The organism is Achromobacter sp., assembly GCF_036567245.1.
GTDB lineage: Bacteria > Pseudomonadota > Gammaproteobacteria > Burkholderiales > Burkholderiaceae_B > Achromobacter.
On record NZ_DATCUY010000052.1, the window covers coordinates 14,042 to 34,155 of the forward strand.

15 protein-coding genes, 1 tRNA gene and 1 pseudogene are annotated in these 20,114 nt (G+C 63.3%); 7 read left to right on the forward strand and 10 right to left on the reverse strand.

Annotated elements, in window-relative coordinates; translation table 11 throughout:
• The first annotated feature begins 145 nt into the window (after positions 1 to 145).
• Both VIR09_RS01895 and VIR09_RS01900 read left to right on the forward strand, forming a co-directional pair.
• Positions 146 to 1,621 carry a methyl-accepting chemotaxis protein gene (locus tag VIR09_RS01895; RefSeq protein WP_332011291.1) on the forward strand — a complete coding sequence of 492 codons (1,476 nt, stop codon included), beginning with the start codon at positions 146 to 148 and terminating at the stop codon, positions 1,619 to 1,621.
• Positions 1,622 to 1,735: 114 nt separating this feature from the next.
• Positions 1,736 to 2,374 carry a LysE family translocator gene (locus VIR09_RS01900; protein ID WP_332011293.1) on the forward strand — a complete coding sequence of 213 codons (639 nt, stop codon included), beginning with the start codon at positions 1,736 to 1,738 and terminating at the stop codon, positions 2,372 to 2,374.
• Positions 2,375 to 2,509: 135 nt separating this feature from the next.
• Here the strand turns inward: VIR09_RS01900 and VIR09_RS01905 are convergent, their stop codons facing one another.
• From VIR09_RS01905 to leuC, 10 genes are all read right to left on the reverse strand, one after another.
• Positions 2,510 to 4,054, reverse strand: a complete 1,545-nt coding sequence (locus VIR09_RS01905) for a GGDEF domain-containing protein (protein ID WP_332011314.1) — start codon at positions 4,052 to 4,054, stop codon at positions 2,510 to 2,512.
• A 477-nt stretch (positions 4,055 to 4,531) separates the two neighbouring features.
• A tRNA-Val gene (locus VIR09_RS01910) sits at positions 4,532 to 4,608 on the reverse strand.
• Positions 4,609 to 4,809: 201 nt separating this feature from the next.
• Positions 4,810 to 5,514: a phosphoribosylanthranilate isomerase gene (locus VIR09_RS01915; RefSeq protein ID WP_332011316.1), complete on the reverse strand. Its 705-nt coding sequence runs from the start codon at positions 5,512 to 5,514 to the stop codon at positions 4,810 to 4,812.
• Between the two features lie 25 nt (positions 5,515 to 5,539).
• Entirely contained in the window at positions 5,540 to 6,751 is a 1,212-nt protein-coding gene (locus VIR09_RS01920) for an ABC transporter substrate-binding protein (RefSeq protein WP_332011295.1), read from the reverse strand.
• 52 nt (positions 6,752 to 6,803) lie between these two features.
• Entirely contained in the window at positions 6,804 to 7,613 is an 810-nt protein-coding gene (gene truA, locus VIR09_RS01925) for a tRNA pseudouridine(38-40) synthase TruA (protein ID WP_332011297.1), read from the reverse strand.
• A 3-nt stretch (positions 7,614 to 7,616) separates the two neighbouring features.
• Positions 7,617 to 9,320, reverse strand: a complete 1,704-nt coding sequence (locus VIR09_RS01930) for a FimV/HubP family polar landmark protein (RefSeq protein WP_332011299.1) — start codon at positions 9,318 to 9,320, stop codon at positions 7,617 to 7,619.
• Between the two features lie 258 nt (positions 9,321 to 9,578).
• The gene (gene asd, locus VIR09_RS01935) at positions 9,579 to 10,709 is read right to left on the reverse strand and encodes an aspartate-semialdehyde dehydrogenase (protein WP_332011301.1); all 1,131 of its coding nucleotides are present in this window, start codon (positions 10,707 to 10,709) and stop codon (positions 9,579 to 9,581) included.
• 248 nt (positions 10,710 to 10,957) lie between these two features.
• A complete protein-coding gene (gene leuB, locus VIR09_RS01940) occupies positions 10,958 to 12,034 on the reverse strand; it encodes a 3-isopropylmalate dehydrogenase (protein ID WP_207472744.1) in 1,077 nt (358 codons plus the stop codon).
• Between the two features lie 35 nt (positions 12,035 to 12,069).
• Positions 12,070 to 12,720, reverse strand: a complete 651-nt coding sequence (leuD, locus tag VIR09_RS01945) for a 3-isopropylmalate dehydratase small subunit (RefSeq protein WP_013392884.1) — start codon at positions 12,718 to 12,720, stop codon at positions 12,070 to 12,072.
• Positions 12,721 to 12,745: 25 nt separating this feature from the next.
• Entirely contained in the window at positions 12,746 to 14,149 is a 1,404-nt protein-coding gene (gene leuC / locus VIR09_RS01950; protein ID WP_332011306.1) for a 3-isopropylmalate dehydratase large subunit, read from the reverse strand.
• A 525-nt stretch (positions 14,150 to 14,674) separates the two neighbouring features.
• Between leuC and VIR09_RS01955 the strand changes: the two genes are divergently transcribed.
• From VIR09_RS01955 to VIR09_RS01975, 5 genes and pseudogenes are all read left to right on the forward strand, one after another.
• Complete coding sequence (locus VIR09_RS01955) at positions 14,675 to 16,168, forward strand: TolC family outer membrane protein (RefSeq protein WP_332011308.1); 1,494 nt, start codon at positions 14,675 to 14,677, stop codon at positions 16,166 to 16,168.
• 24 nt (positions 16,169 to 16,192) lie between these two features.
• Complete coding sequence (locus VIR09_RS01960) at positions 16,193 to 16,405, forward strand: hypothetical protein (RefSeq protein ID WP_013392881.1); 213 nt, start codon at positions 16,193 to 16,195, stop codon at positions 16,403 to 16,405.
• Entirely contained in the window at positions 16,389 to 18,554 is a 2,166-nt protein-coding gene (locus VIR09_RS01965) for a type I secretion system permease/ATPase (RefSeq protein ID WP_414639365.1), read from the forward strand. The genes VIR09_RS01960 and VIR09_RS01965 overlap by 17 nt, the downstream gene beginning before the upstream one ends.
• Positions 18,555 to 18,561: 7 nt before the next feature.
• Positions 18,562 to 19,983, forward strand: a complete 1,422-nt coding sequence (locus tag VIR09_RS01970) for an HlyD family type I secretion periplasmic adaptor subunit (RefSeq protein WP_332011312.1) — start codon at positions 18,562 to 18,564, stop codon at positions 19,981 to 19,983.
• Positions 19,984 to 20,002: 19 nt separating this feature from the next.
• Positions 20,003 to 20,114, forward strand: a pseudogene (locus VIR09_RS01975) (DNA-binding response regulator); the annotation flags it as partial.

Sequence of the window (20,114 nt, forward strand, 5' to 3'; positions counted from 1 at the left end):
GCGGCATACAGCGGCCGAACGGACCGCCTTGGTAGCATCGTGGCAACACGCAAGAATAATTTGGAATATATATTCACAAATTGGAATTATTGAATAAAAATCGAGCGTGCGCGGGGCTCCGCGCTTCCCGTCGCGAGGACATGCCATGCGCAACGCAAGCGATTTGCTGGAAGACTCTTACCGCCGGACCGACCGGGCCATGCTGCCCCTGCTCTGGCTCCTGTTCGCTGTCGGTCTATGCATGGCGCCTCAGTATGGCCGATGGAGCGCCGCCATCGGAGTCGGCCTCGCCGGCGCAGGCATACCGTCGCTGCTGATACTCTGGCGGCCCGGCCGGCTGAGCACCCGCCTGACCGTGGCCTGTGGCCTGATGGTGCTGGCCGCGCTCCATATCCACCTGATGTCCGGCATGGCCGAAATCCATTTCGGCATCTTCGTGCTGCTCTCGCTGCTGCTGGCTTATCGGGACTGGCGCACCATCCTGTGCGCGGCCGTGGTCATCGCGCTGCATCACCTGTCCTTCAATTTCCTGCAGCAATGGGGCTACGGCACGATTTGCTTCACGGAGCCCAGCTTGTCCATGGTGCTGCTGCATGCGGCCTATGTCGTGGTGCAGGCCGCCGCCTTGGGCTGGCTGGCCTGGAAAATGGAAAGGGCCGCGGTGGCGGCCGAGGAACTGGCCCAGCTCAGCGCCCACATCGGCCGCGAGGCCGGCGTGTTCGACCTGCGCTTTGCCGGCCTGGACCTGGACAGCAGCCTGGGACGCAGCTTCAAGGCCACCATGGACGCCGTGCACCGGACCATGAGCGGGGTCCGGACCACCGCAACCGCCCTGTCGGCCGCAACACGCGACATCATGCAGGACAATCAGCAGCTGGAGGCGCGCACCCAGACTCAGGCCGATTCACTGGAACGGACGGTCACATCGATGCGCGACCTGGCGGTAAACGTCCACGACAACGCCACCAACGCGCTGCGCGCCCAGGAACTGACCGACGAAACGCGACGCATCGTGGATACAGGCAGTACGGCGGTGGCAGGCGTCGCCGCCGTGATGGGAGAGATCCAACAAGAGGCCAGGAAGATTTCCGAGATCACCGGCTTGATCGACAGCATCGCCTTCCAGACCAACATCCTGGCATTGAACGCCGCAGTGGAAGCGGCCCGCGCCGGCGAAAGCGGACGCGGCTTCGCGGTCGTGGCCACCGAGGTCCGCGCGCTGGCGCAACGCAGCGCTAGCGCCGCGCGCGAGATCCGCGGCCTGATCGACGGTTCGCTGGAAAAAACCGACGACGGCTTCCGCCAGGCCGACCATGCTGCCAACGTGATCCGCGACGTGGTGGCCAGCATCGAACGCGTGGCCGGCCTCGTCAGCCAGATCGGCGATGCGGGGCGGGCACAGGCCACGGACATCGACGAGGTCAACCAGGCGGTGACCCAGATGGACGAATTGACCCGCCAGAATGCGGCCCGGGTAGCGCAAGCCGCGGGCGCGTCGACGGCCTTGCAAACGCAAGCGGCCCAGTTATTGCAAGCCGTGGGGGTGTTCCGCCTGCAAGATGAGCGGCAGCCGCCGGCACCGCAAGGACACACTGCACGGTTGACACTGACGGGCTGTTGACGCAAGGATTGCGCGATTCGCCGACTCCCGGCGGGTGTTTCACCGGCCTTTGCAGACCCCGGTTTTCATGGAAGAATCAGAGCCTTCTGCGGCCCGCTGCCCCCAGCCACCACCATGACTCCGTTTGCCTCCCTGCTCGCAATCCTCGGTGCGCTGTGGCTCGGCGCCATGTTGCCGGGGCCAAGTTTCATCATCGTCGCGCGCAAGGCCATCGGCCAGTCCCGCTGGGACGGCCTGGCCTCGGCCTTCGGCATGGGTGTGGGCGGCATGCTGTTCGCCGGCCTGGCGCTGGCGGGTTTGTATTCGGTGCTGCAAAGCGTGGAATGGCTGTACATCGCGCTGAAAATCGCCGGCGGCGCCTATCTGCTGTACGTGGCTGCCGGTATCTGGCGCAACGCCAGACAGCCTTTTGCCATGCCCGGCAGCGGCGCGCCAGCGGCGCGCAATGGACGCCGTTCCTTCTGGATCGGTCTCACGACCCAGTTGAGCAACCCCAAGACGGCCATCTGGTATGGCAGCATCTTCGCCGCCCTGCTGCCCCAACATCCGCCGGCATGGACCTATTTCACGCTGCCGCCCCTGGTATTTCTGATCGAATTCGGCTGGTATGCGATCGTGGCGCTCTGTTTTTCCACCAAGGGCCCCCGCGAGATCTATTTGCGGGCGAAGAAATGGATAGACCGGGCCGCGGCGGGCGTGATTGCGGCGCTGGGCTTACGGCTCATTCTAAATGCGCCCAAAAGCGGACTTTGAACACAACCGGCACGGCATCAACCAGATTGCGCTGGTAGATGGCGCCGCAATAGGTCGCGACGCATTCGCGAATCAGGCCAGTTCCGTGACAAGACCATTGCGGCGCTACTGGCCCGCAAAAATAGGGCCACGCGCTCAGGCCGACAGGGCGCTTGCCATCTGCATCTCGCGCCGCACCTGTTTGTCCGCGTACATTAATTGGTCTGCTTCCTTGAGTACGGCTTGTAGAACGCTGACCGATGGATCCGCGCTCACGATGCCAAAGCTGGCGCCTGTATAGTGGAAACTGCATCCCTCGAAGGTATAGGAGCCGCTGAGCAGCGGGGCGAGCCGCGTCCGCATCGATTCAACGATGTTGTCCGCATCGGATCCCGGCCTCGCGCCCAATCCGACCACGACGAACTCATCGCCTCCCCAGCGACCTAGCGTGTCTCCCGCAAGCAGACCTGCCGACAGGCGTCGACCGACCTCGACCAGGAATTTGTCGCCAACGTCGTGGCCGTAAGTGTCGTTGATCGTCTTGAATCCATCCAGATCGATAAATGCCACCAGCACGGACTGCTGCGTCCGTTTTGCCAGAGAGAAATACCGCTCCAGTTCGGCCATGACGGCCCGCCGGTTCCGCAAGCCGGTCAGCGCGTCATGGTTGGCGGCATGCCGTTCATCCTGGCGTCGTCTCACCATTTGCCCGACCACCCGGCCAAACAGAAGAATCAGGGTCAGGCCGAGCGCTGCCACCGCCACCGCCGCCCATATGTGCTGTTTACGCATGGGCGCCAAATAATCGAGCGATGCCAGCGTAATCAACTGGTATTGGGTATTCGGCAACGGCTGAAACCGCGCCAGGTACGGCCTGCCATCGATGAGCCATTGGTCTGCATGGCGCGAACCGGCAATTGCCTGTATCTCCATGGGTTCGCCCAGGTCTTCATCACCGTCGGAAGGCAATACCAAACCGGGGGGCAATAGCGCGGCAACGTTACGCAGCATGAATGGCGTGGACGAAGCCGTGGTTACCCGGCCCTGGCGATTCACGATCAGCGCAATATGCCGGCCAGCCAGGTAAAGCGCTACGTCGGGCGCGTCGAACTTTACGGTCACCGAGCCCTGTGGCACGTCATTCGTGTCCTCGATACGGCTCGCGACGAAGTAGGATGGACTCTTGTTCAGTCGCGCAATACCGAAATAACTGCCGGTGCCATCGCGTAATGCATCGGCAAGATAAGCCCGGCCCCCGTAAATCATGCCGACAATGCTGTCCGGTTCCGCCCAGTTGCTCGCGGTCACCGTATCGTCCGACATATTGTTCATGTAAATGCGCGCGTATTGCAGATCGCCAGCCAGCGCATTCATGAAGTCACCCACTCTGCGCACCAGCGGATCGCGCGTAAACACGGCGGCTCGCTGCTCTCGGGTCAACTCGGCCACGCCAGGAGGATCCGTGCGGTATCGAATAGCCAACTCGATCACTTGGCCCTGGCGCGCAACCATATTGGCCACGCTTACCATCTCAGTGAACAACCGGCCCATGACGCGCGCGGTAATTCTGGACTCGTACTCAGCGCTGGCGGTCAGGCTATCGAGCCGCGATGTCTCGATCTCCTGAGACATCCAGCGCGCGAGAACCGCCACCGACGCAACCCACGCCACAACGAACCCAAGCGTCACGCGGCGCACCATGGAGCGCCCTTGTCGTCCGCGTCCATATTGCCATGGCGATTCTGCGCTCACGCCTTCACCTGATCCAAATCAGCTTCCTTTGGCGATTATCAGCCCGGTCAATTATCTTTTTGAGGCGGTCGGGCTGGTTAACGGAAGGTGGCTGAACAAATGCCAGCCACGCCGAGTGAACCGCTATCTTTCCATTCTGCGCCGCCTATTTCAACATAGGTCCATCCGCTTGACGCACGGATTTTGCCGCCCCCTGCTTTCGCAGCCGCCAAGCGCGGGTACCGCCCGGCACCCTTTCTCATCATCCGATGACAGTTCGCACCAAGGCAGCAGTGGTTTTTTCCTGCCTCCGGAACAGTGAACAAGCGATACACGATAAGTTGCTTGTCGCAAGCCATGCTTGGGAACAAGAAAACAAAAAAGCCGCCAAGTCATCGACTTGGCGGCTTTTTCTTTTGCCGTGCTTGACAGCACTTTGCAGGAATTTGGTAGGCGGTATTGGAATCGAACCAACGACCTCCACGATGTCAACGTGGCGCTCTAACCAGCTGAGCTAACCGCCTGCAAAGAAGAAGAATTATATAGTGCTTTTTTAAACCATGCAAATCGTCTTGGAAGATTTTTCGCACTATTTATTGCGTCTCGAAGTTTGCGGTGTTTGCTTTTGCATAGACCTTCAGACTTCTCTCGCAACGCATTTTGAAGAGCCCCATGGCCAGCCTTCCAGCTTTGCCGCACTGCTTCAAACCGCCTGCACTGCACTACTAATTTCCCTTCAGCTTCGCGTCTGCGGCTTGCGCTGCAGCAACGAAGAACGAGATTCTATCAGAACTTTTAATCCCTTGCTCAAGCTCCACGCCGCTGCTCACATCGACCGCCCAAGGCCGGATCAATTCCACCGCCTGGCCGACGTTTTCCGGGTTCAAACCGCCGGACAGGATCAGCGGCCGCGACACCGGATCGGCCCTCACCTCATCTAGCAAGCCGTAGTCAAAGCCGTGGCCGCTGCCGCCGTAGCCCGCGCTGTAGCTGTCGAACAGCCAGCCCGCGGCTTCGCCATAAGCGCGGCACGTGGAAGCCAGGTTTTCCGCGGTATCCAGCCCGGGCGCGCCGGCGCGGAATGCACGTAGAAAACGGTGGCCATAGCGGGCGCAGTCCTGCGGCGTTTCATCGCCGTGGAATTGCAGCAGCTCCGGCTTGACCTGGTCCAGCACGGCCTGCACCTCGGCCGCTTCCGGATTCACGAACAAAGCCACCACGTCGACAAAGGCCGGCACCGTGCGCCGCAACTGGGCCGCGCGGGCCGGCGTCAGGCAACGCTTGCTCTTGGCGTAGAACACAAAGCCGATCGCATCGACGCCCGCCGCGACGGCGGCGTCGATGTCCTGTTCACGGGTCAATCCACAGATCTTGATGCGTGTGCGCATGAAACTCTTCGCTTGCCTGGCCGCCCTGCGCGGCCGATCAATCAGTATATCCGGCGTGCAGACCGGCCTACACGGCGGGCTGGCCCAAGGTGGCCACAAGGTTGTCGAAGCTGCCCTCGGCCAGGCGGAACCACGGGGTCTCCTTGTCACGGAACGCCGCCATGCTTTCGTACAACTTCTTGAACATGGCGTCCTTGGCGCTCATTTCCTGATAGGCCGCAAGCGACGCCTCGTAGCTCGCCTGCAGGACCGGTTTGGGAAATGCCTTCAACTGCGCGCCGCGCGACACCAGGCGACGCAGCGCATCGGGATTGCCGGCATCGTACTTGGCGATCATGTTGGCAGTCGCCATGCGGCATGCCAGCGCCAGGGCGGACTGATACTGCTTGGGCAGTTCATCGTAGGCGTCCTGGTTCACATACAGGGACAATTGCAGCGTGCCTGCCCACCAACCCGGGAAATAGTAGTTCCGGGCCACCTTGTAAAGCGCCAGGCTTTCATCATCATAAGGACCGATCCAGGCAACGGCGTCCACGACGCCCTGCTCCAGCGCCGCATAGGTCTCGGCCACCGGCACCTCGACGGGCGTGGCGCCCATGCGCGCCAGCACATGGCGGGCGAAGCCGCCGGCCTTCACCTTCAGGCCGCGCAAATCGTCCACGGTCTTGATTTCCCCGCGAAACCAGCCGCCCATCTGCGCGCCGGTGTAGCCGCAGGGAAAGTTCAGGATGTTGTACTTGTCGAACAGCACGCGCGTAAGCGCCAGTCCTTCGCCCTGCGTCATCCAGGCGTTCATCTGCCGCGTATTCAGGCCGAACGGCACGCCGGCGTCAAAGCACAGCGCCGGGTCGATATCGAAGTAACGGGTCGACGCGGTATGGCCGCAATCGACGACGCGGTGCTGCACGGCTTCCAGCACCTGGCCGGGCTGCACCAGGTCGCCTGCCGGAAAAATCTCGATGGTGAAGCGTCCGTCCGTGACCTCGCTCACATAACGCGCCACGTCCTCGGCGCCGGCGAACAGGGTCGGCGATTCATTGGGAAAGCTGGAGGCCAGCCGCCATGCAACTTTGGGAGGGGCGGCCACCACCGCCGGCGCTTCGGGCGCGGCGGCCGGGACTTGCGGCGCGGTGACCGGAGCATCTTGCTCTTCCGCTGGCGTTACTGGCGGGTTTGGGCTGGCGTTTTCCTCGGCCAGCGGGACTTCCTGCGCGAACGCCGGAGCGACCAGAGCGGCGCCGCCCAGGGCGGTCTGCTTCAAAAACGCGCGGCGTTGCATGGCAAAGGCCTCCATAGGATTTGGGCAAGCGTCGCCGTTGCCGGCGGCATCCCTAATAGGTTTGAGTAAACGGCGACAGCAACAGCGAGCCGCCGTCAAGTTCATCCAGCCCGAACTCGTCTGGATAATCGATGGCGGACAGATACAACCCATCGGGCGCGAACGTCGGCGCGCCAAGCTTGCGATCGCGCCAGGACAGCAACTGCGCCATCCAATCCACCGACTCACGCCCCTGCCCGATCTGCAATAGCGCGCCCATGATGTTGCGCACCATGTGATGCAGAAACGCGTTCGCCTTCAGGGTGAACACCAGGAACGGCCCGCGTTCATCGATGTCCAGTCGGTAGAGATGGCGCACCGGATGCTTGGCCTGACACTGCGAAGAACGGAAGCTGGAAAAGTCATGCTCGCCCAGCAATGCACTCGCCGCGGTCCGCATGGCATCGACGTCCAGCGGCTGGAAACACCAGCCCGCCCGCCCCGCCCACAACGCGGGCCGCACCCGGCCGCGCCACAGCAAGTACACGTAGGTGCGGGCGCGCGCGGAAAAACGCGCATGAAATTCGTCCGACACCGGCTGCGCCCACTGCACAGAAATGCTGGGCGGCAGGAAGGCGTTCACCCCCCGCACCCAGGATTCCATCCGCCGGTCGAGTTCGGTGTCCAGATGGACCACCTGCATCGCGCCGTGCACCCCGGTATCCGTGCGGCCGGCACAGATCGTCGCCACCGGCCCTTTCACACCACAAAAACTGCCGAGGGCGGCCTCCAGCGTGTCCTGCACCGTTTGCCGGTGCGGCTGTGTCTGCCAACCCTGCCAGGCGGAGCCGTCATACGCCAGCCCCAATGCAACTCTAGACATGTATCAAACCCGTGGCCCGCCGACACGATGCGTTTCGTCCGTGGGCGGTTCGTCCAGGTCGAGATTGATGCTGCCGAGCTTGCGGTTCAGCGCCGCCGTATCCAGCGCTGGCTCGTTGAATTCATAGGTTTCCTCGTCATCGTCGCCGCGCCGCGCGCCGGCCCGGCGCAGGAGCCATGCGATGGCGAATGCAATCAGCGCCAGCACCGCCGTGACAATGACGAGCAGATTATCGGCCAGCCACGCGGGCATGTCCGAAGTGAGGCCCTTGTCTGCCGGCTTGCCAGTGGTCTGCTCCGACGAGGGCGTGCCCGACGCGCCTGGGGCGGAAGGCGTGCCGGCGGCGCCAGTAGCGCCTGGAGTACCTGCCGTGCCCGAAGCGCCTGTCGTGCCCGGGGCACCTGCGGCACCCGGAGTTCCTGCCGCACCCGGAGTTCCTGCCGCACCCGAAGCGCCTGTCTCACCCGAAGTACCTGTTGCACCCGAAGCACCTGTTGCACCCGAAGCACCTGTTGCACCCGACGTGCCTGCCGCGCCCGAAGTACCTGCCGCGCCCGAAGTACCTGCCGCGCCCGAAGCGCCTGCGGCACCCGGCGTACCTGCCGGCCCCGAAGCGCCCGCAGGACCAGCCGCGCCCGGGGATCCCGCAGCGCCAGGAGTTCCGCCAGCAGCGCCCTGTTGTGCCACCGCCTTGTTCAGATCGTCGACGTTACTTTGAAGCTGACTCACGCGCCCCTGGGCATCGGCCATGGCGCGCTCGGTCGACGTCCGGGCATCAGCCTGCGCCTCGGCTTGCGACGACACGGTGTCTTGCGCCTGCCCGGAAGAGAGGCGCACGCGATCCTGCGGCTGCGAGGCGCTTGCCCCCCCGGCATCCGCGGGCAGGGCGACGCTGCCCGAAGCTGCGCCCTGGCCTTGGACCACGGACGGGTTCGCGCCCGCCGCCGCGCCGATGCGCGCGCGATACTTCGCGAACGCCTCGGCATGTTCGTTGAAGATGCGGCGCGCCTCGGCCGGATCCACGGCGCGCACAGTCGCCGCATCGGGAATCGTCAGCCTCTTCCCAGCCTTCACCAGATTCATATTGCTCTGGATGAACGCCTCGGGATTGGCGCGCCACAAGGCCACCAGCATCTGGTAGACCGATGCGTTGGGCACGGCATTGCGTTGGGCGATGGCGAAGAGGTTGTCGCCGGACTTCACGTTGACCGTACGCGACCCAGCCGGACGGGTCGCCGTGCCTACCTCAGCCGGCGTCACGTCCGCGCTGGTGCCGCGCAGCGGCACCAGGATGCTGACCTGCACCTGCCGCTGCCCCGAACTGGAACTGATGTCCAGCAACAGGTCGACCGCGCCGCTGGCCGGCGGCTGCGAGGCCCGCACTCGCAGATTCTTGCGCGTCGCGTCCAGGCCGTCTTCGATCCGGACCACCATGCTTGCCAACGGAACCGGTGGCTTCAAGCCTGCACGCTGCCAGGCGGCCTCGTCCGCCACCGACACTTTCAGCGAGGCGATCTCGTCGGGCGTCAGTTCCTGCAATCCCACCACTGCCTGCAGCGGCGCGCCCGACACGGAAACGACCCGCGAATGCCCCACGCGCATGGCCATGGCGGTACTGCACACGCTTGAGCCAATCGCCAGCGCAATCGCCCACTGCAGGGCTTTTAAACGGCGGGCATGCTTCACTTGGCGCGAACGCTGGGTCATAAGCTGGAATTCCGTTCTTGTAGTCGACTTGCGGGCTGGAGCCGGCTCACGCCATATAGGTGAGAACAGGCATCAATTCACGGGAAAAGTGTAATGGATCATGCGCATTTCACAAACCTGAAAGGCCCGACTGCGTTTGTTGGCGAGCCTGTCTGCCGCCACAACGCAGACCCCGTGCAAACGACAAGGGCACCGTGAGGTGCCCTTGAGTGCCTGGCGCGCTTGATCAGGCGGCGCCAAACGCCGCCCGTAGCGGCATCAGGCTTCGGCCAGCGCGATACGCAGCATGCGGCGCAGCGGCTCGGCGGCGCCCCACAACAGCTGGTCGCCCACGGTGAAGGCCCCCAGGTACTGCGAACCCATCGACAACTTGCGCAGACGGCCCACCGGAATGTCCAGCGTGCCGGTAACGGCGACCGGGGTCAGTGCGGAAACCGTGGCTTCCTTGGTGTTGGGCACGACCTTGGCCCATTGCGTGCCTTCGGCGATCAGCGCCTCGATCTCGTCCAGCGGCACGTCGCGCTTGAGCTTGATGGTCAGCGCCTGGCTATGGCAGCGCATCGCGCCGATGCGCACGCACAGGCCGTCGATCGGCGTGGCGGGCGTGCCGAAGGCGGCGCCGCGGCCCAGGATCTTGTTGGTCTCGACCTCGCCCTTCCACTCTTCCTTGGACATGCCGTCGCCCAGATCCTTGTCGATCCAGGGAATCAGGTTGCCGCCCAGCGGCACGCCGAAGTGCTCGTGGGGCAGCGCCGGATCCTTTTGCTTGGCCAGCACGCCACGGTCGATTTCCAGGATGGCCGACGCGGGGTCGTCCAGCAGCGACTTGACCGACTGGTTGATCTCGCCGAACTGGGTCAGCAGTTCGCGCATGTGCTGCGCGCCGCCGCCGGAAGCGGCCTGGTAGGTCATGGAAGTCATCCATTCGACCAGGTCGTTGTTGAACAGGCCGGCCAGGCCCATCAGCATGCAGCTGACGGTGCAGTTGCCGCCGATGAAGTTGCGCACGCCGCGCTTGAGCGCCGCGTCGATGACCGGACGGTTGACCGGATCCAGCACGATAATGGCATCGTCAGCCATGCGCAGGGTGCTGGCGGCATCGATCCAGATACCGTTCCAACCCGCGCCGCGCAGCCTCGGGTAGACCTCGGAGGTGTAGTCGCCGCCTTGCGCCGTCACGATGATCGGCAGTTTTTTCAGAGCGTCAATGTTGTAGGCGTCTTGCAGCGGACCTGCGCCAGTGGCCCAAGTGGGCGCGGCGCCGCCAGCGTTGCTGGTGGAGAAAAACACCGGTTCGATCAGTGCGAAGTCGTTCTCGTCGCGCATGCGTTGCATGAGCACCGAGCCGACCATACCGCGCCAGCCGACAAGGCCTACTGCTTGATTCATTTCAATCGCTCTTTAAAGGTGTGGAGACTAGGGGCCAGGGGGAAAAGCCGTGCAATTCAACAATTTATCAGAATGCACGGCCGGATGTTGCGGCGCAACCATAAAAAATAGGGGCCGCAATGGATGCAAGATGCATTCGAGGCGGCGCCACAACAGCAAAACAAAAGGCGGCCTGACGGGGCCGCCCCTTGTCTTGTGCTGACTCGGCCGCCAGACTCGGACGTCCGGCGACCGGATCCGGGGCAGGATCAGGCCAGCGCCTTCAGCACTGCGTCCCCCATCTGCGCCGTGCCGACCTTGGTCGTGCCCGGTTCGAAGATGTCGGCAGTGCGCAGGCCCTCGGCCAGCACGCGGCGCACGGCGGCCTCGATGCGGTCGGCCTGCGGCGCCAGGTTCAGCGAGTAGCGCAGCAGCATGGCGGCGGACAGGATGGTCGCCAGCGGATTGGCGATGCCCTGGCCGGCGATATCGGGCGCGGAGCCATGGCTGGGTTCGTACAAGCCCTGGCCGCCCGCATTCAGCGAAGCCGAGGGCAGCATGCCGATCGAGCCGGTCAGCATGGCCGCTTCGTCCGACAGGATGTCGCCGAACAGGTTGCCGGTCACGATGACGTCGAACTGGCGCGGGTTGCGCACCAGCTGCATGGCGGCGTTGTCGACATACATGTGCGACAGCTCCACGTCGGGATACTCGCGCGCGACTTCGATGACGATGTCGCGCCAGAACTGCGAGGTCTCCAGCACGTTGGCCTTGTCCACGCTGCACAGCTTCTTGCCGCGCTTGCGCGCCGATTCGAAGCCGATGCGCGCGATGCGGCGCACTTCGGATTCGGCGTAGCGCATGGTGTCGTAGCCTTCTCGCTCGCCTGTGAAGGCGCCGTCGGGCGACGAACGCACGCCGCGCGGCGTACCGAAATAGATATCACCGGTCAGTTCGCGGATGATCAGGATGTCCAGGCCGGACACGATCTCGGGCTTGAGCGACGAGGCGCTGGCCAACTCCGGATACAGGATAGCCGGACGCAGGTTGGCGAACAGGCCCAGCGCCTTGCGCAGGCCCAGGATGGCCTGCTCGGGGCGGAACTCGCGCGGCAAGCTGTCGTACTTCCAGTCACCCACGGCGCCGAACAGCACGGCGTCCGATTCCTTGGCCAGGTTCAGCGTGGCCGGCGGCAGCGGATGCTCGAACGCATCGAATGCCGCGCCGCCCACCGGCGCTTGCTTGATCTCAAAGGAAACGTCCAGCGCCTTCAGGACGCGCACGGCCTGTTCCACGATTTCCGGGCCGATGCCGTCACCCGGCAAGACTGCGATGTTGTGAGTCATACGAAAACAATCCTGTAATCAGAATAATGATGGCGTCAGGCGATGGGACGGCTTTCCAGCCACGGATGACGGGCCAGGCGCTCGGCCTCGAAGGCGCGGATCTTGTCCGACTGGCGCAGGGTCAACCCGATATCGTCGAAGCCATTGAACAGACAGTACTTGCGGAAGGGTTCGATGTCGAAGCCCATCTCGCGCCCGTCCGCCGCCACCACGACTTGGCGCTCCAGATCGACGCGCAGCTTGTAGCCTGGGAAAGCCTTCACTTCGTCGAACAGGCGCGCGACTTCCAGTTCGGACAGGATGATCGGCAGCAAGCCGTTCTTGAAGCTGTTGTTGAAGAAAATATCGGCATAGGACGGCGCGATGATGGCGCGGAAACCGAACTGCGTCAGCGCCCAAGGCGCGTGCTCGCGGCTGGAGCCGCAGCCGAAGTTCTTGCGCGCCAGCAGCACCGAGGCGCCCTGGTAGCGCGGCTGGTTCAGCACGAAATCCGGATTCAGCGGACGCTTGCTGTTGTCCATGCCGGGCTCGCCGTGGTCCAGATAACGCAGCTCGTCGAACAGGTTCGGGCCGAAGCCGGTGCGCTTGATGGACTTGAGGAACTGCTTGGGGATGATGAGGTCCGTGTCGACGTTTTCGCGATCGAGCGGAGCCACCAGGCCTTCGTGAGTGGTAAATGCTTGCATGATGTCGGTACTCGGTGCTTGACGCTTAACGGAAAGTGCGGACGTCGACGAAGTGGCCGGCGACCGCCGCGGCGGCGGCCATGGCCGGGCTGACCAGATGGGTGCGCCCACCCTGCCCTTGCCGGCCCTCGAAGTTGCGATTCGAGGTGGAAGCGCAGCGCTCGCCAGGTTCGAGGCGGTCGGCGTTCATGGCCAGGCACATGGAGCAGCCCGGCTCGCGCCATTCAAAACCGGCTTCGATGAAGATCTTGTCCAGCCCTTCGCGCTCGGCCTGTTGCTTGACCAGGCCAGAGCCCGGCACCACCATGGCCTGGCGCACATTGGACGCCACATGCTTGCCGCGCGCTACGGCGGCGGCGGCGCGCAGGTCTTCGATGCGGGAGTTGGTGCACGAGCCGATGAACACGCGATCCACGCGGATATCGATAAGCGGCGTATTCGGCTTCAACCCCATGTATTGCAGGGCGCGCTCCATGCCGCTGCGGCGCACGTCATCCTTTTCACGATCAGGGTCCGGCACGCGGGAATCCACCGGCAACACCATTTCGGGAGACGTGCCCCAGGTGACTTGCGGCTTGATGTCGCGGGCGTTGATCTCCACCACGGCATCGAACTTGGCGCCCTCATCGGTATGCAGGGTGCGCCAGTAGCCCGCCGCCTGGTCCCAGAGCACGCCCGTGGGCGCGAAGGGACGGCCGCGGAAATATTCGACGGTTTTGTCGTCCACCGCCACCATGCCGGAGCGGGCGCCGGCTTCGATGGCCATATTGCAGACGGTCATGCGGCCTTCCACGGACAGGGCGCGGATCGTGCTGCCAGCGAACTCGATGGCGTAACCCGTACCGCCGGCCGTGCCGATGATGCCAATAATATGCAGGACTACGTCCTTGGCGGTACAGCCGAAGGGCAATTCGCCATCGACCTTGATCAGCATGCTCTTGGCTTTCTTCATGAGCAGCGTCTGGGTCGCCAGCACGTGCTCGACTTCGGAGGTACCGATGCCGAAGGCCAGCGCGCCCACCGCACCGTGCGTGCTGGTGTGCGAATCGCCGCAGACCACGGTCATGCCAGGCAGGGTCGCGCCCTGCTCCGGGCCGATCACGTGCACGATGCCCTGCCGCAAGTCATTCATGCGGAATTCGGTGATGCCGTACTTGTCGCAGTTGGCATCCAGCGTATCCACCTGCAGGCGGGAAATCGGGTCGTCGATGCCCTGGGCCCGGTTCAAGGTCGGCACGTTGTGGTCGGCGACCGCCAGATTGGCGCCCGTGCGCCACGGCTTGCGGCCGGCCATCGCCAGGCCTTCGAACGCCTGGGGGCTGGTGACTTCATGCACCAGGTGGCGGTCGATATAGAGCAGACAGGTGCCGTCTGATTCCTGGTGGACGACGTGGGCGTCCCAGAGTTTGTCGTAAAGAGTTTGGGCCATGGATGCGCTCTGCAAGTAGACAATCCGGCTCGTGCCGCGCACGGTTGAAAACGGTCTCCGTGCGCCGGCCACTGCGGCATGAACGAATTATGCACAGGGTCTCAACCTAGTACAACCACACCATATATACCAGTACCAAAACTACCATGCTAGGAAATGCCAGGTGTGAATTCGTCCCACATTCATGCCTCAACCATGCTGCAGCCAAACAGTTACAGATACAAATTCGAGTATTTAAAATAGATACAAAATTATCAAACCGATATAATCGTTGTTCGGCACAGCCGACCAAATTGCGAAATAAAGCGCAATAAACCGCATTTATCCCGCATTAAACTGGATCACAAATCTGGAATATAGCGAAATTAGTGCAAATTCAAGCTAATTAAGAGATGATGCGCGAAGAAACTCAAACTGCCGTCTGGAAAACTTCGTCAAGAATTAACAAATATTGACTCGTCAAAACTGACATTTCCACACAATATGGCGGCCATTAATTCCTAACTCGACTCGCGAATAATCACTATGGCTTCGTTTTTGCTCAAAAGCACGACTTCGGTCCTTGCCCTGGCATTCGTTCCTGCGGCATTTGCACAGTCGGCGGCTCCCGCCTCCGGACAAGCTGGCGTCACCCTGAATCAGATCGTCGAGCAGACCCTGCTCAGCAACCCGGAGATCCAGGCCAAGTACCACGATTTCCAGGCTTCGCTGGAAGGTCAGGCCGTTGCTCGCGGCGCCTTCTTCCCACAGATCAATGCGCAAGGCTATGTGGGTCGCGAGTACCGCAGTAACGTGCCCGGAGTGGGGTCGCAGAATTGGAACCGCCCCGGCTACAGCGTGGAATTGCGTCAATTGATTTTCGACGGTTTCCGCACGAGCAACGACGTCAAGCAAGCCGGTTTCGACAAGCTGGCGCGCTTTTATGACCTGCTGGCCACCAGCGACAACACCGCGTTCGGCGCCGTGCAGGCCTACATCGACCTGCAGCGCTATCGCGACATGGAGCTGCTGGCCCGCCAGAACTACACCCTGCACGAAGAAACGCTCAAGCAGATCGGCGAACGCGCTGACTCCGGCGTGGGCCGCCGCGTCGACCTGGAACAGGCCGGCGGGCGCCTGGCGCTGGCTCAGACCAACCTGATGACCGAAACCGCCAACCTGCTGGACGTGCAGCAACGCTTCCAGCGTGTCACCGGCGCCCTGCCCCCTGAGTCGATGCAGCCGACGCCCGATATCGCCAGCAAGCTGCCGGTCAAGCCGGCCGACTTCAACGAGTCGCTGCGCCGCAACCCCAGCTTCCTGTCCAAGCAGGCCGGGCTGCAGGCCGCGCAGGCCGGCGTCGCCTCGTCCAAGGGTGCTTTCTCGCCCAAGTTCGAGTTCGTGGCCTCCACCGGCCGCGACCAGAACGATCCCACGCCCCAGAACCGCGACATCCAAAGTTCCAGCGTCCAGGTCGTCATGAGCTACAACCTGTATCGCGGCGGCGCTGATTCCGCCCGCGTGCGCCAGACCTCCGCGCAGTCCTATGCCGCGCGCGACATCCGCGACTACACCTGCCGCAACGTGCAGCAGGATCTGGCGGTGGCCTGGAACAACGTCGCCAGCCTGAGCCAGAAACTGCCGTTCCTGCGCGACCACGAAGTGGCCACCACGAAGGTGCGCGAAGCCTACCGCCAGCAGTTCCAGATCGGCCAGCGTTCGCTGCTGGACTTGCTGGACACCGAAAACGAATTGTTCGAGTCGCGCCGCGCCTTGACCAACGGCCTGTATGACCTCCAGCTCGCCCAGTACCGCTGGTTGGCGCTGTCGCACGCGCTGCTGCCGGCGCTGTCGCTGCAACCCGCGCGCAACGAAATGCCCGAGGAGAACGGCAAGCTGGAAGTCTCCGACGAAGTGATCAAGCTCTGCAACTCGACGGTTCCCGACTCCGCCCGCCTGGCGCCCGTGCGCGTGCAATACAACGAGGGCAATCTGCCGCCCACGTTCATCCCGGTAAACTCGCCCAAGGCCAAACCCTAGGCGACGCAAGCGCAAGGAGACCATATGCAGAAACAGGGCAACGACTTCTCACAACTGGACGCGGATTTTGTCCGCGTCCTCGAAGACCTGATCGACGCGCTGATAGCCAATGGCACCTTGCGTATGACCGACCTGCCTGTGCAGGCCCAACAAAAGCTGACCCAGCGCAAGCAACAGCGCGCGCGCCTCTCCGAACACCTCGACCTGCTGGATGACGAAGATGGACAAGTTATCTGAAACGGCGGCCCGGGAGTGGCGCGCTGACGCGCGCGCGGCGCATGACGACCCGCTGCTGGACTGCCTGGTGGAAATAACCCGACTGCATGGCGTGACGGCGACGGGCCAGGCCTTGTCAGCGGGCCTGCCGCTGGAAGAACACAAGCTCACTCCCGCATTGCTGCCGCGCGCCGCCGCGCGCGCTCAGCTCTCGGCCCGCGTGGTCAAACGCACGCTGGACAGCATCTCGCAGGACCTGTTGCCCGCGATCCTGCTGCTCAATGGCGAGCGCGCCTGCCTGTTGCTGAAAAGGGACGGCGATAAGTATGTCGTCAGCCACCCCGAATTGGGTGGCAGCTCGATGGAAATGAGCGCCGCGGAGCTGTCGGCGCAGTACACCGGGCTGGTGTGCTTCGTACGCCCGCAGTTCCGCTTCGACGCGCGCGCGCCCGAGGTCGCCAAGGTGCGCGAGCGCCATTGGTTCTGGGCCGCCATCATGGAAAACCGGCGCATGTACCGCGATGCGCTGATCGCTGCCCTGCTGATCAACATCTTCGCGATGGCGATGCCCCTGTTCACCATGAACGTATATGACCGCGTGGTGCCGAACAACGCTGTCGAGACGCTCTGGGTGCTGGCCATCGGCATCACGCTGGTCGTGATCTTCAACATGATCCTGAGTACCGCGCGCTCCCATGTGGTGGACAGCGCCAGCAAACGGGTCGACGTGCGCCTGTCCGCGCAGATCATGGAACGGGTGCTGGACCTGCGTATGGAAGGCCGGCCGGTTTCGGTGGGCTCCTTCGCCGCCAACCTGCGTTCATTCGAATCCATCCGCGACTTCATCGCGTCGGCCACCATCACCACCCTGGTGGACCTGCCCTTCATTCTCCTGTTCCTGCTGGCGCTGGCCTGGATCTCGCCCTGGATGATCCTCCCGCCGCTGGTCGCGATCGTGCTGATCCTGCTGGTATCGCTGGCCGCGCAGGCCCGCATGGAATCGCTGACCATGGCGTCGTTCCAGGCCTCGTCGCAACGCAATGCAACCCTGGTCGAGGCGCTGACCGGCCTGGAGTCGGTCAAGACGCTCAATGCCCAGGGTTCGATCCAGCGCAACTGGGAACGCGCCACCGAATACATCGCCCTGACCGGCGGCAAGCTGAAGCTGATTTCCTCGTCGACGGTCGGCTTCGTGCAGGCCATCCAACAGCTGGTGTCGATCTCCGTCGTGATCATCGGTGTGTACCAGGCCCAGGAATCCGCCATTTCCATGGGCGGCATCATCGCCGCGTCCATGATCGCAGGGCGCTGCCTGGCCCCGCTCGGCCAGGTTGCCGGCCTGCTGATGCAATACCAGAACGCGCGCACCTCGCTGGGTTCGATCGACAACTACATGAAGCTGCCGATCGAACGGCCGGCAGAGGCCGAATTCCTGCATCGCCCGGTCTTCCATGGCGGCATCGAATTTCGCGACGTGACCTTCAGCTATCCCGGCAGCAAACAGCCGGTGCTGAAGAAAGTCTCCTTCAAACTGCAGCCGGGTGAAAAGGTCGGCATCATCGGCCGCATCGGTTCCGGCAAGACCACGCTGGAAAAACTGGCGTTGGCGCTGTACCAACCCACCGAGGGCGCCGTGCTGCTGGACGGGGTCGACGTGCGCCAGATCGATCCGGCCGACGTGCGCCGCGCCATCGGCCACGTGCCGCAAGACCCGCTGCTGTTCTATGGCAGCCTGAAACACAACCTCGCGATGGGCGCGCCCTACGCGGACGACGCCAGCATCCTGGCTGCCGCCAACATGGCAGGCGTCACCGATTTCGCCAACCTGCACCCCGACGGCTTCGACATGGTCATCGGCGAACGCGGCGAGTCCCTGTCCGGCGGCCAGCGCCAGTCGGTGGCGGTGGCCCGCGCCCTGATCAACGATCCTCCCATTCTGCTGCTGGACGAACCCAGCAGCAACATGGACCACCAGAGCGAAGCGCAACTGCGCAAACGCCTGGGCGAGGCCAGCGCCACCAAGACGATTCTGCTGGTCACGCACCGCACCGCTCTGCTGGATCTGGTCGATCGCCTGATCGTGATCGACAACGGCCACATCGTCGCCGATGGTCCCAAGGAACAGGTTGTCGAAGCACTGCGTCAAGGACGCGTCGGACGCGGAAGCTGAGGAAACCATGCTGAACAATCCCGGCGAAACCCGGCACGGCCTGTTTGGAAGCTTGTGGCGCATGCTGCGCGGCGTCTTCGTATTCTTCTTCGACCGTCTGCTGGACGGCACCGAAAAGGGCAAACCCCAGCAACGCTCCGACTACGTCGGCAACGCGGAATGGGTTATCCATGAATCGCAAGCACGCGGTTCGCGCATCCTGCTGTGGGTCAGCCTGCTGGCCACCGGCGGACTGCTGCTGTGGGCCGGCACCGGGAGCATCGACGAAGTCGTCCGAGGCGAAGGCAAGGTCGTGCCGTCGCGCCAAGTACAGATCATCCAAAGCCTGGACGGCGGTATCGTCGAGGAAATCCTGGTGCGTCCAGGACAGGAAGTCGAGGCTGGGGAAGTCCTGCTGAAGATCGACTCCACCCGATTCGCATCGTCCCTGGGCGAAAACAACGCCGAATACATGTCTCTGCTTGCCAAGGCGGCCCGGTTGCAAGCCTTGGCCACCGGCGAACCCTTCGTCGCACCCGAAGAAGTGCTGACGCAGGCGCCCGGACTGGTGGAAATGGAGCGCAATGCGTGGCAGGCCCGCAACACCGAGCTGAACGCCACGGTCAACGTCGCCCGCGAACAGCTCAAGCAACGCCAGGAAGACCTGCGCGAAACCATCGCCAAGCGCGACCAGGCCGCGGCCAGTTGCAGCCTGACCTCACGTGAACTGCAGGTGACCCGTCCCCTTCTCAAGAGTGGCGCCGTATCCGAGGTCGACCTGCTGCGCCTGCAGCGCGACGTCGCCCGCTACTGTGGCGAACAGAAAGGCGCCGAGGCGCAGATCGACCGCTTCCAGGCCTCCATCAAGGAAGCCCAGAGCAAGCTCGAAGAATCCGAGCTGAACATCCGCAATCAGGCCCGTAGCGAACTGTCTGAAACCAACACCAAGCTGGCCACGCTGCGCCAGGGCAAGCTGGCGCTGGTTGACCGTGTGAAGCTGGCCGAAGTCCGTGCGCCGGTGCGCGGCACCGTCAAGACCCTGTTCAACAACACGGTCGGCGGCGTGGTCCAGCCCGGCAAGGACATCATCGAGATCGTGCCCAAGGACGACACGCTGCTGCTCGAGGTCCGCATCCAGCCGCGCGACATCGGCTTCCTGCACGCCGACCAGAAGGCGGAAGTGAAGTTCACCGCCTACGACTTCGCCATCTACGGCGGCCTGGAAGGCAAGGTGGAACAGATCGGCGCGGACACCGTGACCGACGAGAAAGGCAATTCCTACTATGTAGTGCGGGTCCGCACGGACCGCAGCACGGTAGGCGACAAACTGTTGCCCATCATCCCCGGGATGGTGGCGGAGGTTCATATCCTGACTGGCAAGCGCACGGTGCTGCAGTACCTGCTCAAGCCCATACTGCGCGCCAAGGCGAATGCCTTTACCGAACGTTAAAGGAGGGCTGCAAGGCCTTATGAAACCCGTTCCTGTCCTGTTGATTACGCACGACGACCTGTTGTGGCAGCATTGGCGCGGCCTGAATCCTGCGCGCTGGCTGGCTGCCCGCGGGCGCGGCCTGGCCGACC